The organism is Uruburuella suis (assembly GCF_004341385.1).
In the GTDB taxonomy this organism is placed as follows: domain Bacteria; phylum Pseudomonadota; class Gammaproteobacteria; order Burkholderiales; family Neisseriaceae; genus Neisseria; species Neisseria suis.
The window spans coordinates 19,476-35,313 of record NZ_SLXE01000011.1 but is presented as its reverse complement, the minus strand read 5'-3'; the positions used below and the strand labels follow the sequence as shown (position 1 = coordinate 35,313).

At 47.5% G+C, this 15,838-nt stretch carries 17 protein-coding genes; 13 read left to right on the top strand and 4 right to left on the bottom strand.

All coding sequences use genetic code 11. The features are described 5' to 3' along the window. The first annotated feature begins 38 nt into the window (after nt 1-38). From EV680_RS05440 to EV680_RS05420, 5 genes are all read left to right on the top strand, one after another. Entirely contained in the window at nt 39-524 is a 486-nt protein-coding gene (locus tag EV680_RS05440; protein WP_132953730.1) for a nuclear transport factor 2 family protein, read from the top strand. 296 nt (nt 525-820) lie between these two features. Next, a complete protein-coding gene (locus tag EV680_RS05435) occupies nt 821-2,023 on the top strand; it encodes an alpha-hydroxy-acid oxidizing protein (RefSeq protein WP_132953729.1) in 1,203 nt (400 codons plus the stop codon). A gap of 394 nt (nt 2,024-2,417) precedes the next feature. After that, nucleotides 2,418-3,482, top strand: coding sequence for a DNA cytosine methyltransferase (locus tag EV680_RS05430; protein ID WP_132953728.1), 1,065 nt, complete (start codon nt 2,418-2,420; stop codon nt 3,480-3,482). Nucleotides 3,483-3,491: 9 nt separating this feature from the next. Further along, entirely contained in the window at nt 3,492-5,138 is a 1,647-nt protein-coding gene (locus tag EV680_RS05425; protein ID WP_132953727.1) for a TIGR02391 family protein, read from the top strand. Nucleotides 5,139-5,146: 8 nt separating this feature from the next. Then, nucleotides 5,147-5,569, top strand: a complete 423-nt coding sequence (locus EV680_RS05420) for a very short patch repair endonuclease (protein WP_132953726.1) — start codon at nt 5,147-5,149, stop codon at nt 5,567-5,569. Nucleotides 5,570-5,754: 185 nt separating this feature from the next. On the opposite strand, the gene EV680_RS05415 is transcribed toward EV680_RS05420, so the two are convergent. The 3 genes from EV680_RS05415 to EV680_RS05405 form a co-directional block, all read right to left on the bottom strand. Further along, nucleotides 5,755-6,333: a flavin reductase family protein gene (locus tag EV680_RS05415; protein WP_132953725.1), complete on the bottom strand. Its 579-nt coding sequence runs from the start codon at nt 6,331-6,333 to the stop codon at nt 5,755-5,757. A gap of 11 nt (nt 6,334-6,344) precedes the next feature. Then, nucleotides 6,345-6,986 (bottom strand): NAD(P)H-binding protein, encoded by a 642-nt coding sequence (locus tag EV680_RS05410; RefSeq protein ID WP_132953724.1) that lies wholly within the window; start codon nt 6,984-6,986, stop codon nt 6,345-6,347. Nucleotides 6,987-7,319: 333 nt separating this feature from the next. Beyond that, the gene (locus EV680_RS05405; RefSeq protein WP_132953723.1) at nt 7,320-7,988 is read right to left on the bottom strand and encodes an NAD(P)H-binding protein; all 669 of its coding nucleotides are present in this window, start codon (nt 7,986-7,988) and stop codon (nt 7,320-7,322) included. Nucleotides 7,989-8,279: 291 nt separating this feature from the next. Between EV680_RS05405 and EV680_RS12010 the strand changes: the two genes are divergently transcribed. The 3 genes from EV680_RS12010 (at nt 8,280) to EV680_RS05390 (ending at nt 11,591) form a co-directional block, all read left to right on the top strand. Beyond that, nucleotides 8,280-8,489 carry a helix-turn-helix domain-containing protein gene (locus EV680_RS12010; RefSeq protein WP_207894291.1) on the top strand — a complete coding sequence of 70 codons (210 nt, stop codon included), beginning with the start codon at nt 8,280-8,282 and terminating at the stop codon, nt 8,487-8,489. A 136-nt stretch (nt 8,490-8,625) separates the two neighbouring features. Beyond that, nucleotides 8,626-9,867, top strand: a complete 1,242-nt coding sequence (locus tag EV680_RS05395) for an SIR2 family protein (protein WP_132953722.1) — start codon at nt 8,626-8,628, stop codon at nt 9,865-9,867. Continuing rightward, nucleotides 9,864-11,591, top strand: coding sequence for an ATP-binding protein (locus tag EV680_RS05390; protein ID WP_165870914.1), 1,728 nt, complete (start codon nt 9,864-9,866; stop codon nt 11,589-11,591). Before EV680_RS05395 ends, EV680_RS05390 begins: the two co-directional genes overlap by 4 nt. Nucleotides 11,592-11,675: 84 nt before the next feature. Here the strand turns inward: EV680_RS05390 and EV680_RS05385 are convergent, their stop codons facing one another. Beyond that, on the bottom strand, nt 11,676-11,897 hold the full coding sequence (locus tag EV680_RS05385) for a hypothetical protein (RefSeq protein WP_132953721.1): 222 nt from the start codon (nt 11,895-11,897) through the stop codon (nt 11,676-11,678). Between the two features lie 350 nt (nt 11,898-12,247). On the opposite strand from EV680_RS05385, the gene EV680_RS05380 reads away from it, so the two are divergent. The 5 genes from EV680_RS05380 to mlaE all read left to right on the top strand — a co-directional run bounded on the left by EV680_RS05380 (nt 12,248) and on the right by mlaE (nt 15,838). Continuing rightward, nucleotides 12,248-13,084, top strand: coding sequence for a bifunctional transcriptional activator/DNA repair enzyme AdaA (locus EV680_RS05380; protein ID WP_132953720.1), 837 nt, complete (start codon nt 12,248-12,250; stop codon nt 13,082-13,084). Then, nucleotides 13,081-13,707, top strand: a complete 627-nt coding sequence (locus EV680_RS05375) for an alpha-ketoglutarate-dependent dioxygenase AlkB family protein (protein ID WP_132953719.1) — start codon at nt 13,081-13,083, stop codon at nt 13,705-13,707. Before EV680_RS05380 ends, EV680_RS05375 begins: the two co-directional genes overlap by 4 nt. A gap of 11 nt (nt 13,708-13,718) precedes the next feature. After that, nucleotides 13,719-13,856, top strand: coding sequence for a hypothetical protein (locus tag EV680_RS11920; protein WP_165870913.1), 138 nt, complete (start codon nt 13,719-13,721; stop codon nt 13,854-13,856). A 340-nt stretch (nt 13,857-14,196) separates the two neighbouring features. Further along, complete coding sequence (locus EV680_RS05370; RefSeq protein ID WP_132953718.1) at nt 14,197-14,994, top strand: ABC transporter ATP-binding protein; 798 nt, start codon at nt 14,197-14,199, stop codon at nt 14,992-14,994. 67 nt (nt 14,995-15,061) lie between these two features. Next, nucleotides 15,062-15,838, top strand: a complete 777-nt coding sequence (gene mlaE / locus EV680_RS05365; RefSeq protein WP_132953717.1) for a lipid asymmetry maintenance ABC transporter permease subunit MlaE — start codon at nt 15,062-15,064, stop codon at nt 15,836-15,838.

Below are 15,838 nucleotides of genomic sequence, written 5' to 3'. Positions count from 1 at the left end.
TTTTCAGACGGCCTCAATCAACCACAACCGGAGCCGATATGAAAAAATTAATGATTGCCGCCGTGACCGCCACCACCGTGCTCACCGCCGCCTGCACCAGCCATGCCGGCCCCCAAACCCGCGCCGCCGTGCAAGCGCAAAGCCAGATTGAGCGCAATAAGGCCGTGGTGCTTGATTTTTACGAACTGGCCTTTAATCAGCACAAGCTGCAAGAAGCGGTCGACAAGCATGTCGGCAGCCAATATATCCAGCACAACCCCAATGTAGGCGATGGCGCGCAGGCGTTTATCAATACCTTTGCCAAAATTCTGCAGGCCAACCCGCAGCGGCGCAGTCAAGTCAAACAAGTGATAGCCGAGGGCGATTTGGTGGCGCTGCATGTGTTCAGCCAAAATAATCCGCAAGACCGCGGCACCGCGCTGGTGGATATTTTCCGCGTCGACAGCAACGGCAAAATCGTGGAACACTGGGATGTGGTGCAAGCCATCCCCGCGCAATCGGCCAATTCAAACAGCATGTTTTAAAGCGGCTTATTTCAGCTGAACAAAGGCCGTCTGAAAGGGTTTCAGACGGCCTTGGGTTTGACGATTCAAACCCTAAAAATCATTTTATTGCACCAATATTTCACCCGCCTCATCACCTTTGGTTTTAAAGCCGTTTCCACCCGTCCTCACCTGTTTGCAAATCAAAAAAGCGCCGCTATACTGATTCGAGCATCATTACCATTCAATTGAATCCAAAGCCGATGAGTGATGCTGCCGCACAAGCGCCGGCGCAGCATGCCCGGCATCACCGCATTCAATCAATAAGGAGAATCCGTATGGACAGTATCACCCATCCCTCACGCCGCACCTTGCTCAAATCCGTGGCCGCCACTTCCGTTGCCGCGGCTTTCGGCGGCCTGCTGCCTCTGCGCAGCGCTTGGGCGCAAGACCTGCCTTTGGTGAGCTACCCGCCGAGCTACCAGCTCAAAACCCCCGCGTCGATGCCGCAGCTGTATGACTTGGTGCGCATTGAAGAGCAAGCCCGCATGGTGATGCCGGCGGGCGGTTTCGGCTATGTGTCCGGCGGCGCCGGCGACGAGTGGACGCTCAAAGAAAACCGCGCCGCCTTTGAGCGCCGCCAAATTTACCCGCGCGTGCTCACCGGGCACAACACCGTGGATATGCGCACATCCATTCTGGGCATTCCGCTGGCTTCGCCGGTGATTGTCTGTCCGATGGGCGGCCAAGGGCTGGCGCACCCCACCGCCGAAGCCGGCACCGCCAAAGGCACCGCCGATGCCGGCTCTTTGCTCACACTCAGCACCGTATCTACCCTGTCAATGGAGCAAGTGGCCGCCGCCAGCACCGGCCCCAAATGGTTTGAACTCTATCTGATGCAGAATCAAGACGTAAGCCGCTCGCTGATCCGGCGCGCCAAAGCCGCAGGCTATCAGGCCATTGTGGTGGTGGTCGACACCACCGCCACCGGCAACCGCGAAGCCGACGCCATCAACAAATTCACCTTCCCGCTGCCCTTCGGCAACCTTTCCTCCGGCGCCGGCGGCGACATCCACGCCCTGAATTCGGCGTTTGCCACCAAAATCGACCCCGAATCGATTAAATTCGTGGCCAAAGAATCGGGCCTGCCGGTGATTGTGAAAGGCATCTCGCACCCCAAAGACGCCCTCACCGCCCTGCGCGCCGGCGCCGCCGCCATCTGGATCAGCAACCACGGCGGCCGCCAGCTCGACGGCAGCCCCGCCACCTTTACCGTGTTGCCGGAAATCGCCAAAGCGGTGAACCGCAAAGTGCCGATTATTTTCGACAGCGGCATCCGCCGCGGCCAAGATGTGTTCAAAGCGCTGGCGCTCGGCGCCGACGTGGTCGGGCTCGGCCGCCCGGTCTACTACGGCCTGGCACTCGGCGGCGCCCAAGGCGTGAACGCCACATTGCAGCTGCTGAACAAAGAGCTGGAAATGGTGATGCAGCTTGCCGGCACCGCCACCCTGGCTGATATCCGCAAAACGCAATTGCTTTGATTGAGTTTGATGTGTTCAGGCCGTCTGAAACCGCACTTTGGTTTCAGACGGCCTTAAATGTGTTATACACACTATCAATTGAATAAATGGCATTGCAATTTTCATTCGGATATACAAAAAATGTATATACCTTATTGTAATTACTTATTTTTATTTCCGACGGATGTTTTTGCCTTCAACTCTAAGATGTTGTAATATCAAAAACGGATAAATATCATATTTGGTAATACCGCATTGACTATTCGTTACCGCATTGACTATTCGTTACCCCCTTGAAATATGCATAAGCGGAGCGGTATGAAAAACAATTAACCGCATCTTCGGTTGTGATGGATAGATTGTCAACCGACAATTTTAATGCTATTTAAATTTAAAAATTCTAATTGAAATAATTATGGGAAATAAACAATTAAAAGCAGTTGATTTTTTTTGCGGCGGCGGCGGAATGAGCTATGGACTGCAATCGGCCGGAATCCGGATTTTGGCGGGGATTGATTATGAAATCAGCTGCAAAGAAACTTATGAAGCCAATATTAAAGATGCGCGTTTTATTCATGCCGATGTTTTTAAATTGACTGAGTCAGATTTAGAAGAGTCATTAGGTCTTCAAAAGAAAGACGATAATTTGATTCTAATCGGTTGTAGTCCCTGCCAATATTGGAGTGTCATTCAAACCAGTAAAGAAAAATCCGAACAATCTAAAAATTTACTAAAAGAATTCCAACGGTTCATAGAACATTTCGAACCCGGCTATGTAGTTGTTGAAAATGTCCCAGGGATTGCCCGGAGGCAAAAAGAAAGCGGTTTGGATGTATTTATAGAAACTTTGGAATCACTGGAATATATTGTTCATTTCGGCATCCATAACACTCAAAATTATGGAGTACCCCAAAGCCGTAAACGCTTTACGTTGATTGCTAATCGAGTAACTTCCAAAAAACTAGAACCAATCGAATTGCGTGGAAAGATATTAACGGTAAGAGATGTTTTGGGCGAACGAAACGGATTTCCCCGGATTCCCGCAGGGCATCAAGATAATAGTGGTTTTATCCATAGTTGCGCAGGACTTTCCGAAATAAATATGCGACGGATTAAATTGGTACCTAAAGACGGCGGTAACCGTTTGGCATTCGCCGATAATCCGGAATTGCAATTGCAATGTTTTATTGGAAAAAACGAAAGTTTTAAGGATACTTTCGGTCGTTTGTGGTGGGATCGTCCTTCTCCTACTATTACGACTAAATTTTTTAGTATTTCCAACGGGCGGTTCGTCCATCCGGAGGAAGATAGGGCTTTATCTTTACGCGAAGGTGCCACACTGCAATCTTTTCCAAAAAAATATATTTTTATAGCCAACGGCAGAGAGAAGATAGCCCGATTAATCGGTAATGCCGTACCTCCAAAATATGCAAAGCAAATCGGCGAGGCGATTGTAAATAATACTCAGCATAGCAAATAGGGAAAATATATGCCTGATCAAAAATTAAAAATGAGTTTCCAACCGACGGTTATCGAACATCTCGGCGTAAAAATGTATTCGCATACGGTTCCCGCCATTGCCGAGCTGGTTGCAAATGCTTATGACGCATGTGCTACGGAGGTATCCGTTGAGCTGTTTGATACGCCGGAGCATAAAATTATTATCCGAGATAATGGCATCGGCATGAGCTTCAATGAAGTCAATGATTTTTACTTAAAGATAGGTCGAAATAGACGGAAAGAAAAGCAATCTTCCCCTTGCGGGCGGAAACCTACCGGTAAGAAAGGTTTAGGCAAACTGGCTTTGTTCGGATTGGGAAATAAAATCGAAATATCTACGGTTCAGAATAAAGAGCAAGTTGATTTTACATTGAATTATTCGGAAATTCTTCAGAGTGACGGAGATTATCAACCTGCATCCGTCCGGCAACATTCCCCTGATGCGCCAAATGGTACAACCATTGTTTTAACGGAGTTAACAAAAAAGCAAGGCTATCCGTTGGATAACTATGCCAATCATCTGGCACGCTTATTCGACTTTCCCGATGAACGATTCATTATCAAAATAAGTTTAAACGGCTCTGCTCCACAGATTATCGATAGTAAATCGAAATATAAAGCGGTTGAAGCGGAATTCGAATGGAACTATTCTGAAATTGTTAAATCCGCCGGATTGTCCGACCAATATGATTTTAGCGGCTTAATTCAAGGAAAATTCATTACAACGGAGAAGCCTTTGAAAAACAATATGAAAGGAATTTCTTTGTTTGCAAATGGGCGGATGGTAAATGCTCCCGAGTTTTTTAGAAACAGTGAATCCAGTCATTTTTATTCATATCTTACCGGTTGGCTGAATGTCGATTTCATTGACGACGACGATGAAGATTTGATTTCTACCGATAGGACTTCTTTGGATTGGAAACACCCGACCACATCGGACTTACGATCTTTTTTAGCTGAAATCGTTGCATTCATAGAGCGTGATTGGAGAAAACAGCGAAAGGAGAAAAAAGACAAAGTAATTAAAGAAAATAATGGAATTGATAAGGCAGTTTGGCAAAGCAGGCTGCCTGAAGAAATAAAGAAACCGGTGCAAGAAATTTTAGAGCATGTCGAAAACTCCGAATTGACCGCTCCACAGCAAGCGGAAGTTGTTAAGGCATTATACGGGTTGGTTCCCGAATATCCTTACTACCATTGGCGGGGATTGCATCCTGATATTCAGGATGCTTCTAAAACATATTATGAACAAAAAGATTATTACCAAGCATTTTCAGAAAGTGTAAAAAGATATATTACAAATACCCGAGATAAATCAGGAAGCTGCCAATCATCAGATCATGGATTGATGGGTGAAGCCTTTGGAGCCGACCGTAGCAAGAGAAAACTAACGGTAACTAAAAAATATACTTGTAAATCTAATGGGCAACCATTTTCACCTAATACATTATCTACAATAGAAGACGGACAAAAATTCCTCTCAATGGGAGTTGTCAGTGGCTGTAGGAACCCGATTGCTCACGAAGAGATTAAAGATCTAAAAAATTCTAATTTATTTTCGGAAAAAGACTGTTTGGATGCACTCGGACTATTGTCTCATTTACAACGGAGATTAGAGGATTCTGAGCCGGAATAAATGCCCGTATGCCTGATATTTTTACTCCCGACAAACGATCCCAAATCATGTCGAAAATACATGGTAAAGAAACCAGATTGGAAATTTTGGTCAGAAAATTCCTCTTCTCGCAAGGTTTCCGTTACCGGAAAAACGATAAGCGCTATGCGGGAAAACCGGATATCGTTTTACCAAAATATAAAACCGTCGTATTCATACACGGTTGTTTTTGGCACGGTCATTCTTGCAATAAAGGGCATATTCCGCGAAGTAACACGGATTTTTGGCAGGACAAAATTACGAAAAACCGTCAACGTGATATTAAAAATGAATCCTCATTGCAAGCCCTCGGTTTTAAAGTGGTGACCATATGGGAGTGCGAATTGAAAAATAAAACCGTTCTTGAATCCCGCTTAAACCGCTTGGTGACGGAAATTACCAAGGCCGTCTGAAACCGTACTTCCACTTAAAGCGGTTTCAGACGGCCTTGATGCAACAACATACAAAGAAGCCGACCTACTGAAGGGATGATTTTCACTAAAGCGCACACTATGCAAACCCAAAACCCATAAAAGGCTACCTGAAAACAAAATATATTTTCAGGTAGCCTTTTATCAACCAACATCGCCATCCGTCATCAATCGTCCACATTCGACCCCTGCTTCAAATTAAATCCCTTGCCGATAGCATAAAACTGGCCGCCGGCCACGTAATGCAGAGTGCGCCATTCATCGGGGGCGTTATCAAACTGCCAATGGCCGTGTTTGAAAATGCGCTCGTCTGCCCATGCGGCCACCACTTCGCCGATAAACAAATCGTGCGCCTGCTGGTTGTGCGGCTCGTTAATCAGGCGGCACACCAGCCAGGCGGCGCAGCCTTGCACGAGCGGGATGTCGAAGCCGGGCGGGTAAAACAGCGGCACGTTGGCCAGTTTGTCGGGGTGGTCGTGGCGGCTTTCGCCCATGGCCAGCACCAGTTCGGCTTGCGCAGCCACGGGAATTTGGATGGCGAAACAGCCGCTTTTTTCAATCAGCGGGCGGGTGTAGGCAATTTTGTCGATTACGGCGGTGACTTTGGGCGGCTGGTAATCGAGTGCGCCAACCCAAGCAGCAGCCATCACGTTTTCCACGCCATCGTGTTTAGCGGAAATCAGGGTGGTGGCGCCGATATTGAGCAGGCGGTAGGCTTTTATCAATTCAACAGCTTGAATACTCATATTTAATTCTTTCAGACGGCCTCAAGTGCGGTGGCAATTGGTGTGCTGCCATCAGCCATGCTGATGACTTTGCCGATGGTGTTCGGCGCGTTCAGCAAGGCGGCCAGTGTGGCGGCCACATTGCCGATGGCATTGGGCAGCGGCTCGACCACATTGATTTGAATCTTGCCGCTGGCGGCGGTTTCCTGCAAAGCGCCGGGCTGCAATAGGGTGTAGTTAAGGCCGCTGTTGTGCACCAGCCAGTGGTCGGCAAAATATTTGGCAATATTATAATCGGTGATGTCGGCCAGGAATTTTTCGCCCCAACGCTCGGGCTGCAAGGCAAACACCGAGCTGAGCAGGATAAAGCGCTGCACGCCGTTGGCTTTGGCGGCCTGCATGGCTTTCACCGCGCCAAACGCATCCACCTGCAACAGGTTTTTGCCGCGCGAACCGGCGGTGAAATACACCGCATCGGGGCGGATGGCGGCAATAATTTGGCTGATGTCGGCCAGCGGCGCGGTGAGGTCGAGCGCTTGATGGCGGATATTTTCGTGCGCCCAATCCGGGCTTGCGCGGCGGGCGGCAGCGTGCACAATATGCCCTTGCTCGGCCAATATTTGCGCCAATTGAGAGCCGACGCGGCCGTTGGCGCCGATAATCAGAATGTTCATAAAACCTCCTTATGATTGCTTTATTAAAAAATATTCGCCTGCGCCATGTCCCACAACAAACCCAGCGCCAACGCGCCGAAGCCGCTGTGCCGCTGATATCGATATAGCCGTCTGAACGGTTTCAGACGGCCTTTTTATAGTGAAATCAAAGAAAACGGATATAAAAATAATCAATTTTAAACCGCGTGTAGCGTGTGCGACACAACCTCGCATGCGGTTTAAACGGCTTCTATATACACGATTGCGCCACACATCCTACGCTGCCTGAAAACCCGTTTTAAAGCGAAAGTGCGGTTTCAGGCAGCCTTTCTTTACCGCGATACGCGATAAACATCACGCCCGCCGCTCGCCCAGCGCCCGGATTTCTGCCGCTTCCAGCACCGGGCGGTTTTCGTTGAAGCGCACGGCGTTGAGCATGGCGTTGCCCAGTTGCACGCTGGTGAGGGCGGAGGCGCTGAAGCGATTGATCAGCGGGAAAAACGGCGTCATCAGGCGGTACATCCAGCGGTAGGAGGCGGTTTGCGACTGCACGCCGATGGGCTCGATAAAGGCGGGGCGGAAATTGTTTACCTGCGCAAAGCCGCGTTTGAGCAGTGCGTTTTCAGTGGTGCCGCGCACCCGCGCCCACATGGTTTTGCCCTGCTCGCTGCTGTCGGCACCCGCACCGGAGATATAGACGAAATGCAGCTTCGGGTTGTGCGGCAGCAGCGCATCGGCCACCGCCAGCGTCATGTCGTGGGTAAAGGCGCGGTAATCGGCTTCGTTCATGCCGCCGGAGGTAACGCCGACGCAGTAAAAGCAGCCGTCGAAATCGCGCAGCTGCGCCAGCTCGGCTTGAGCACGGCCCAAATCGGCGGCGATAATCTGCCGCAATTTGGCGTGCTGCTGCGACAAAGGCTTGCGCACAACCACCGCCACTTCGCCGACATCATCCGCCTGCAAAGCCTGCCGCAACACGCTTTGCCCCACCATGCCGCTGGCACCGAAAATCATCACTTTCATTGGATTTCCTTATTGAATGCTTGTTTCATGCTTGAATTCGCTGTTTTAATATACTTGAGGCCGTCTGAAAAGCAAAGTGCGGTTTCAGACGGCCTTGTTAATCAAAAGCAGATTAAATTGATTAACAAGCATTGTTGTACCTCATGGGTGATTGACAAGATTTTTTGTTAATCATTTTTATGGATTTTTGATTGGTAAAATTGGAACAATTGGTGCGCCTTCTTTTTACAAGCGGTACATAATCTGGCCATCGTCCAAAATATCCATGCGCTATATGAAGGAATGAAAACCGTGTTTACTGAAACGCTGTCCTCCAAACATTCATTAACGGTGCTTGATTTTGTATTTACCCATCCCGTTTTCCGCAACAGCCGCCTTGCCGAACTGACCGGCATTCCGCCCGCTACTGCCAATCGGTTTACGAAATCATTGGCGGGGAAAGGGATATTAAGCGTGAAAGAAGAAGCATCCGGCAGAAAATCGGCTTTGTATTCGTTTTGAGGGGATGATGGCGTTGGTGAGGGTTTAATTATTTGATAAGTTCATAATTTCCGACATTTCTTCAGATTAATTTTCTTATTTAACAAACGCTAAATTATATGTAGTATTCAATACTTAAATTACATTAGGAGGTTATATGAGCATTAAATTTTTATCTTCAGATATTTCTAGCAAAGAGCCCGTTGAACTAGACCTCACCGACCAACAAGATGACGAACAAAAAAAATATCAAGCATTACTACATAAATCTTTGAATCAAATTTTAGATGCTGAAAATATTATCATTTTGGCAGGTTCAGGCACATCATTAACATTTAACATTTCTACCGGTGATAAAGTAGCACCAAGCATGACTGATCTCTGGCATGCCTGTTACACAATGGATGAAAAAATATTTGATGATATAAAAAACTATACTAAATATGATGATTTTGCTGAAAAATGGAAAGATAAAAACGGCAATGAATGTATAGCCCATGATATTGAATTACTTTTATCACGCTGCGATACATTTTTATCCTTGAGAAGCTTATCTGAACGCAGACTAAAGCAATTAGAGAATTTTGTTAAAAATGCTAAAAATAGAATATTAGAAGAAACAGACTTTACTAACAAAATCAAGAGCCATAAAGACTGGGAGCATCATAATAAATTATTGAGAGTCTTGGGAAAAAGACAACCTAAACAAAAGCGGTTAAAGGTTTTTACAACAAATTATGATTTAGCCTTTGAAACGTCAGCTTCCAATATTGGGATGATTGTAATTGATGGTTTTGAATATTCTCAACCATATCAATTTAATCCTATTTGGTTTCATTATGATATTGTACATAGAGTCCAGTCCAATGATAAAACAAGCACTTATTTGCCTAATGTATTCCATCTCTATAAGATTCATGGTTCCGTAGACTGGGTGAAAACAGAACAAGGTATTCACAAAAGAATATCTAATGAACAAATAGGTGAGCCAGTTATTATTTATCCTAGCAGTAACAAATATCAAACATCTTATGAGTCTCCTTATTTGGATATGATATCCAGTTTTTTGGAAGCGATACAAAAACCTAAAACTGCTATTTTATGTTTAGGCTTCGGTTTTAATGATAAACATATCAATAATGCCATCACAATGGCACTAAGGACTAATCCAGAACTATTGTTAATGATCAGTACTCGCTCCTTATTTAATGAAGAGGGTTCATTTAATAAAGAAATTCGAAAACTCTTAATAGAGTCTGTTAAAGCCGGAGATTCTAGAATCACACTTATAGATAGCAGTTTTGCTGATTTTGTGCAGCAACTTCCCGACAGAAATAAGGCAACACCAGAAGAAAATATTTTCAAAATCTTTCAAAAAATTATGATAGAGGACAAATGATGAATGTATGGTTTTCACCTCATGATATTAAGCGGAGAATTGGAAGTTTAACGGAAATATCCGCTACCGAGGCAAAAATTAATTTAACTAAAGCGGGCACAGGAGAACAGGTTTGGCTTCTAGGAAGCCGTGTTCCCATTGGTGAAGTTAATGAGTTTATTTTTATTGACTGCGGGCAAACTTCAATTTTGGGAAGAGTGATTAAAGTTTGGCTAGAAAATGGGGAAAGACTCAGTGTTGATGGCCTAGATGATATTTATTTTGCCAATAATCCAATAGGTTTGGTTCAATTATTGGTCAGTGTGGATGTTGAAACAGGTGTTAACCATAAAGGAATTAAACAATATCCTAAATTAGGCGCACAAATTTATGCCGCTCATCCCAAATTGGTGTCACTTTTAGCTGAAGGTAAAATAAATAGTTATGATAGTAATATTCAACTTCCAGTTGCCGAAATGGCTGGGAATTCCTCCGTTACAATAAATTTAACACCAGAAAAACTTTTTTCTCGTCATTGTGCTATTTTGGGTTCAACTGGCGGTGGCAAAAGTTATACAATGGCAAATCTTATTGAAAATATTCATCAAGAAGGTGGAAAAGTATTATTACTGGATGCAACCGGAGAATATGCTAATCTTTCCTATGCTAATAGCTATTATGTAGGTGAGCACCTTGATGCAACTGAACAAAATAAAGTAGCGTATCCACATTGGATGTTTACTGACTCAGATATAAGGGCATTGCTTAGACCATCTGCAGGAAGTCAGGCTCCAAAACTTGAAGAGGCTATCCGCAGCTTGAAAGTTGTAACCCAGTGCGAAGGCCAAACTAATCATAATTTATCTATAAAAACTACGGGCAATTTAGAAAAAGCTGAACAAAAAAAACAGCCTTTTGAGATTGCCGTTCAATCCATTACTCAAAACTTCCAAAACATTTCTTGGAAATTTTCAAATTTAGCTGAACAAATTATTTTGGAATGTGTATGGCCTACAGGTGGATCATCTCAAAATCCCGACCCTTCTATATGGGGAAAGAGGGCAGATAATGATATTGGGTATTGCTTAAATCTTATTTCCCGAATTAAAGCTATGCAAAATAATTCGCACTTACAATGGATGTTAGATTGTGATGAAACACTTAAAACAATTCCAGTTGTTATTGATGAAATTTGTCAATCTGAAAATGGAGTCGTTCGATTAGACTTATCTGCTGTGCCATTTGAGGCTAATGCCAGAGAGTTGTTAGTTAATGCAATAGGACGGAAATTGCTTGCTTGTGCAAGAGATAATATGATTAGCCATGAAAAACCGTTAATTGTGTTTATTGATGAATCACATCAATTTTTAAATAAAGTAATTGGTGATGAGATCAACAAAATGAATTTAAATACATTTGGCGATATTGCCAAAGAAGGTAGGAAATACGGCTTAAATGTTGTGATTGCAACCCAACGTCCAAGAGATATCCCTGAAGATGTACTCAGTCAAATAGGTACTTTGATTGTTCATCGTTTAACCAATGAGAAAGATCAGGAAATAGTTAAAAAAGCAGTAGGTGCAATAGATAATCGTTCTGCGGCTTTCTTGCCTGTTTTAGGTCAGGGAGAGGCATTATTATTAGGTGTGGATTTTCCTTTTCCTATGAAAGTAAAAATTAAAGCGCCTGAATTTAAACCGGAATCAAGAAGTGCATCTTTCTCCAAGTCTTGGAAAAATGATTAAAAAAGCGGTGGTAGGTCAAAATTACGCTGCTAAAAAAAGCAAGGGTTGGCAAGGAGAAAATAGCCTTCATAGATAAATGCTGGTTCATATAAATACTGCTTTTTGTATCTCATCATGTAAATATAATAATTCTGTTTCTTGACTAAGATTTAAGCGATATTCTTTTTGACTCGCCCAAAAGCAAAATGCCATCTGAAAGATCACCAACACAGGAGTGAGTTTTGTGCTTAATAGGTACGGTACACATACAATCTCCAGCCCGGCACATTCTTGGTGCTCGGGCAACAGCGGCAGTATGGTGCGCATGATGCTGGCTATTTCGTTTTTAGGGGGTGGGCGTTATCGGAAAAGGCGGCGATTGAGTGTCAGTTGTCTGTGTGGAAAATAAATTGCAAGCCTTGACGATGGACTTGTGTGATGAGCACGGGGTATTTCCGGCTCTTTGCAGGCAGTATATTGCTCCGGAAAAATGTTTGTTATCCCGTTCAGCAAAGATGCAGAAGTAAAAACTAAGGCCGTCTGAAAACACTTGTTTAAAGCAAAGTGCGGTTTCAGACGGCCTTATTTCCATATTTTCTTCAAAACCGCAAGAATCGGGTCGTTTCTATTTTGAATTTGTTTTAGCATGGCTTTAAATAAACCGCAGGAGCAGCACGATGAACAGCGAACAAATCCAATTTGCCCGCATGGCGGCGGCCATTGAATACCTTTACGACCACGCGCAGGAGCAGCCTTCGTTGGCGGCGGTGGCGGCGCAAGTGCATGTGAGCGCGGCGCATTTGCAGCGCCAGTTTCAGGCGTGGGCGGGGGTGAGCCCGAAAAAGATGTTGCAGCACATCAGCATCAAACATGCCAAGCAGGTGTTGCAGCAGCAAGGCAGTGTGCAGGAGGCGGCGTGGCAGGCGGGGCTTTCGGGTGGCGGGCGCTTGCATGATTTGTTTGTGCACATCGAGGGGATGACGCCGGGCGAATACAAAAGCGGCGGCGCCGGCCTGCGCATTGATTATGCGTTTGCGCCCACGCCGTTTGGCGAGGTGCTGGTGGCGGCCACGGCAAAAGGCGTGTGTTTTATGGCGTTTGCCGACGAGCGCGCGCAGGCTTTGGCCGATTTGGCGGCGGAATATCCCGCTGCCGAGCGGGTGCAGCAAGCCAGCCCTTTGCACGCGCGCGCTTTGGCGGTGTTTGGCGGGGGCGCGCCCGACACGGTGCCGCTGCATTTAAAAGGCACGCCGTTTCAGCTTAAAGTGTGGCAGGCGCTGTTGCAGATTCCTTCAGGCTGCCTGAAAAGCTATGGCAGCATCGCCGCGGCCATCGGCCAAACCAACGCCGCCCGCGCCGTGGGCAGTGCGGTGGGCAGCAATCCGGTGGCGGTGCTGATTCCCTGCCACCGCGTGATTCGCGAAAGCGGCATTATCGGCGGCTACCGCTGGCAACGCGGCCGCAAAATGGCTTTGTTGGCCAAAGAATTGGCACCGGCACAGGCGGCAGAATGATGGCGGATTTATTCGGCTTCGCGCCGCAACCAAGCGATAATCTGCTGCCTTATGACGGCACGGTAAACGACTACGGCATCGTGTTCCCGTCTGCGCAAGCCGATGCATATCTGCGCACTTTGCTGGCCGAAATCGACTGGCGGCACGATGAAGCGGTGGTGTTCGGCCAACACCGCACCACCGCGCGCCAAGTGGCGTGGTATGGCGAACGCGCGTTTGCCTACACTTATTCCGGCATCCGCCGCACCGCACTTTTATGGCAGCCGCTGCTGCTCGACATCAAACAAATGGTAGAAACCCAGCTTGCCGCCGTCAGCCCCGCGCAGTTCAATTCCTGCCTGCTCAACCTTTATGCAGACGGCACACAAGGCATGGCGTGGCACAGCGACGACGAAAAAGAGCTGGCACCGGGCAGCGCCATCGCCTCGCTGAGCTTCGGCGCCACCCGCAAATTCGCCTTCAAACACAAACGCACGCAGGAAAAACGCGAAATGCTGCTGCAACACGGCCAGCTGATTGTGATGCGCGGCAACACCCAGCGCCATTGGCTGCACGCAGTGATGAAAAGCACCAAAGTGCACGAGCCGAGGGTGAGTTTGACGTTTCGGGTGATGGGGGAGTGAGCAATAAGGAAATGGCGGGGTTTCTGCTGCAACTTTACGACAGCCGCCATGTGCTCGGCATTGTGGATGCGGAAACATTGGCGTTTGCTTTGAAAGCGCTGTTTGCCTATTCGGGCAATACGGCCAATAATCAGAAAGTTACCCAGTAAGCAAACAGGCCGTCTGAAAGCGCAGCTAAACCAAGCAACGCATTTTCAGACGGCCTGTTTGATTTTCAAAGCCTTGAAAACACAAACCCTCAATTATTTCAATTGCATATCCATTCAGCCATGCTTCAGCACCGCCGTTTTATTCATATGAAATTTTACTACACCTTTTCATGCCGGCTCGCACAAAAGTGTGGTATTTTTTCCTCGCACTTGAAATAAAGCAATATCAGCAATTTACATACAATGATGTATTTTTTCACGCAAAAGCCGTCTGAACGTTTGCGGCACCCACAGCAAACCATTAAAATACAACACTTTGAAGAACGCCCGATTCCGCCCGATGACTACCCCTTTTATCGAATTAAAAGATGTGGCTTTTGCCTATGGCGAGCGCCCGATTCTGAGCAATGTGAATTTTCAGATTGCCCAGGGTAATTTTGCGGCCATTATGGGCGGCTCGGGCAGCGGCAAAACCACGCTGATGCGCCTGATTACCGGCCAGCTGCGGGCGCAGCAGGGGCAGGTGTTGGTAGAGGGTAAAGATGTGGCCGCATTTAGCGCGGCCGAATTATACGAACACCGCCGCCGCATGGGCGTGCTGTTTCAGCATGGCGCGCTGTTTACCGATTTGTCGGTGTTTGACAACGTGGCTTTTCCGATGCGCGAATTAACCCGGCTGCCCGAAGCAGTGATTCGCGATTTGGTGATTTTGAAATTAAATGCCGTCGGCCTGCGCGGCGTGGAAAAGCTGATGCCGTCTGAATTATCCGGCGGTATGGCGCGGCGGGTGGCGTTGGCGCGCACCATCGCGCTCGACCCGGAAATCATGCTTTACGACGAGCCTTTTACCGGCCTCGACCCGATTTCGCTGGGCGTGATTGCCCATTTAATCAGCCGCATCAATAATGCGTTGCGCTCCACCAGCGTGATGGTGAGCCACGACATCGAGCAATCGCTGGCTATTGTGAACCAAGTGATTTTTCTGGCACACGGCGAGGTGGTGTTTTCCGGCAGCCCTGAAGAGATGCGCCAGCTCGATTCGCCCTGGGTGCACCAGTTTGTGCACGGCGAGCCCAACGGGCCAGTGGCTTTCCGTTATCCGGCCGCCACCACTTTGCAGCAAGACTTGCTGGGCTGAATGTTTCAGACGGCCTCTTGATCAAATTAAGGCCGTCTGAAAAAGCAAACCATTGATTATTGAACACATGAACTTTATCCGAACCATAGGGGCGAAAACCCTCGATTTTATCCGCGCGCTCGGCAGCGTCTGCCTTTTTTTGGGGCAGATTCTGGCGCAGTCGGGCACGGCGCTCACGCGCGGCCGCCTCACCCTGCGGCAAGTGTATTTTGCCGGCGTGCTCTCTATGCTGATTGTGGCCGTGTCCGGCCTGTTTGTGGGCATGGTGCTGGGTTTGCAGGGCTACACGCAATTGGCGAAATTTCAATCGGCCGATGTGTTGGGCTATATGGTGGCGGCCAGCCTGTTGCGCGAATTGGGGCCGGTGTTGGCGGCGATTTTGTTTGCCAGCAGCGCCGGCGGTGCGATGACCAGCGAAATCGGCCTGATGAAAACCACCGAGCAGCTTGAGGCCATGAATGTGATGGCGGTGAATCCGGTGGCGCGCGTGGTGGTGCCGCGTTTTTGGGCAGGCGTGCTCTCCATGCCGCTTTTGGCCTCAATTTTCAATGTGGCCGGTGTGTATGGCGCTTATTTGATCGGCGTGCAATGGCTGGGGCTCGACAGCGGCATTTTTTGGTCGCAAATGCAGAGCAATATTTCGTTTGATTACGATGTGCTCAACGGCCTGATTAAATCTGCCGTGTTCGGCGTGGCGGTGACGCTGATTGCCGTGCACCAGGGTTTTCACTGCGTGCCCACATCCGAGGGCATTTTGCGCGCCAGCACCCGCACCGTGGTGTCGAGCGCACTCACCGTGCTGGCATTGGATTTTATTTTAACCGCATTGATGTTTACTGAGTGA

Bases quoted from the DNA above. Each gene is read 5' to 3' on its own strand.
- EV680_RS05410 (WP_132953724.1), bottom strand. From the start codon at position 6,986: ATGAACATTCTGATTATCGGCGCCAACGGCCGCGTCGGCTCTCAATTG.
- EV680_RS11920 (WP_165870913.1), top strand. From the start codon at position 13,719: ATGGCGGGGTTTCTGCTGCAACTTTACGACAGCCGCCATGTGCTCGGC.
- EV680_RS05420 (WP_132953726.1), top strand. From the start codon at position 5,147: ATGCCTGATATTTTTACTCCCGACAAACGATCCCAAATCATGTCGAAA.
- EV680_RS05440 (WP_132953730.1), top strand. From the start codon at position 39: ATGAAAAAATTAATGATTGCCGCCGTGACCGCCACCACCGTGCTCACC.
- mlaE (WP_132953717.1), top strand. From the start codon at position 15,062: ATGAACTTTATCCGAACCATAGGGGCGAAAACCCTCGATTTTATCCGC.
- EV680_RS05405 (WP_132953723.1), bottom strand. From the start codon at position 7,988: ATGAAAGTGATGATTTTCGGTGCCAGCGGCATGGTGGGGCAAAGCGTG.
- EV680_RS05395 (WP_132953722.1), top strand. From the start codon at position 8,626: ATGAGCATTAAATTTTTATCTTCAGATATTTCTAGCAAAGAGCCCGTT.
- EV680_RS05415 (WP_132953725.1), bottom strand. From the start codon at position 6,333: ATGAGTATTCAAGCTGTTGAATTGATAAAAGCCTACCGCCTGCTCAAT.
- EV680_RS05435 (WP_132953729.1), top strand. From the start codon at position 821: ATGGACAGTATCACCCATCCCTCACGCCGCACCTTGCTCAAATCCGTG.
- EV680_RS05375 (WP_132953719.1), top strand. From the start codon at position 13,081: ATGATGGCGGATTTATTCGGCTTCGCGCCGCAACCAAGCGATAATCTG.
- EV680_RS05380 (WP_132953720.1), top strand. From the start codon at position 12,248: ATGAACAGCGAACAAATCCAATTTGCCCGCATGGCGGCGGCCATTGAA.
- EV680_RS05385 (WP_132953721.1), bottom strand. From the start codon at position 11,897: ATGCGCACCATACTGCCGCTGTTGCCCGAGCACCAAGAATGTGCCGGG.
- EV680_RS05370 (WP_132953718.1), top strand. From the start codon at position 14,197: ATGACTACCCCTTTTATCGAATTAAAAGATGTGGCTTTTGCCTATGGC.
- EV680_RS05390 (WP_165870914.1), top strand. From the start codon at position 9,864: ATGATGAATGTATGGTTTTCACCTCATGATATTAAGCGGAGAATTGGA.
- EV680_RS05430 (WP_132953728.1), top strand. From the start codon at position 2,418: ATGGGAAATAAACAATTAAAAGCAGTTGATTTTTTTTGCGGCGGCGGC.
- EV680_RS05425 (WP_132953727.1), top strand. From the start codon at position 3,492: ATGCCTGATCAAAAATTAAAAATGAGTTTCCAACCGACGGTTATCGAA.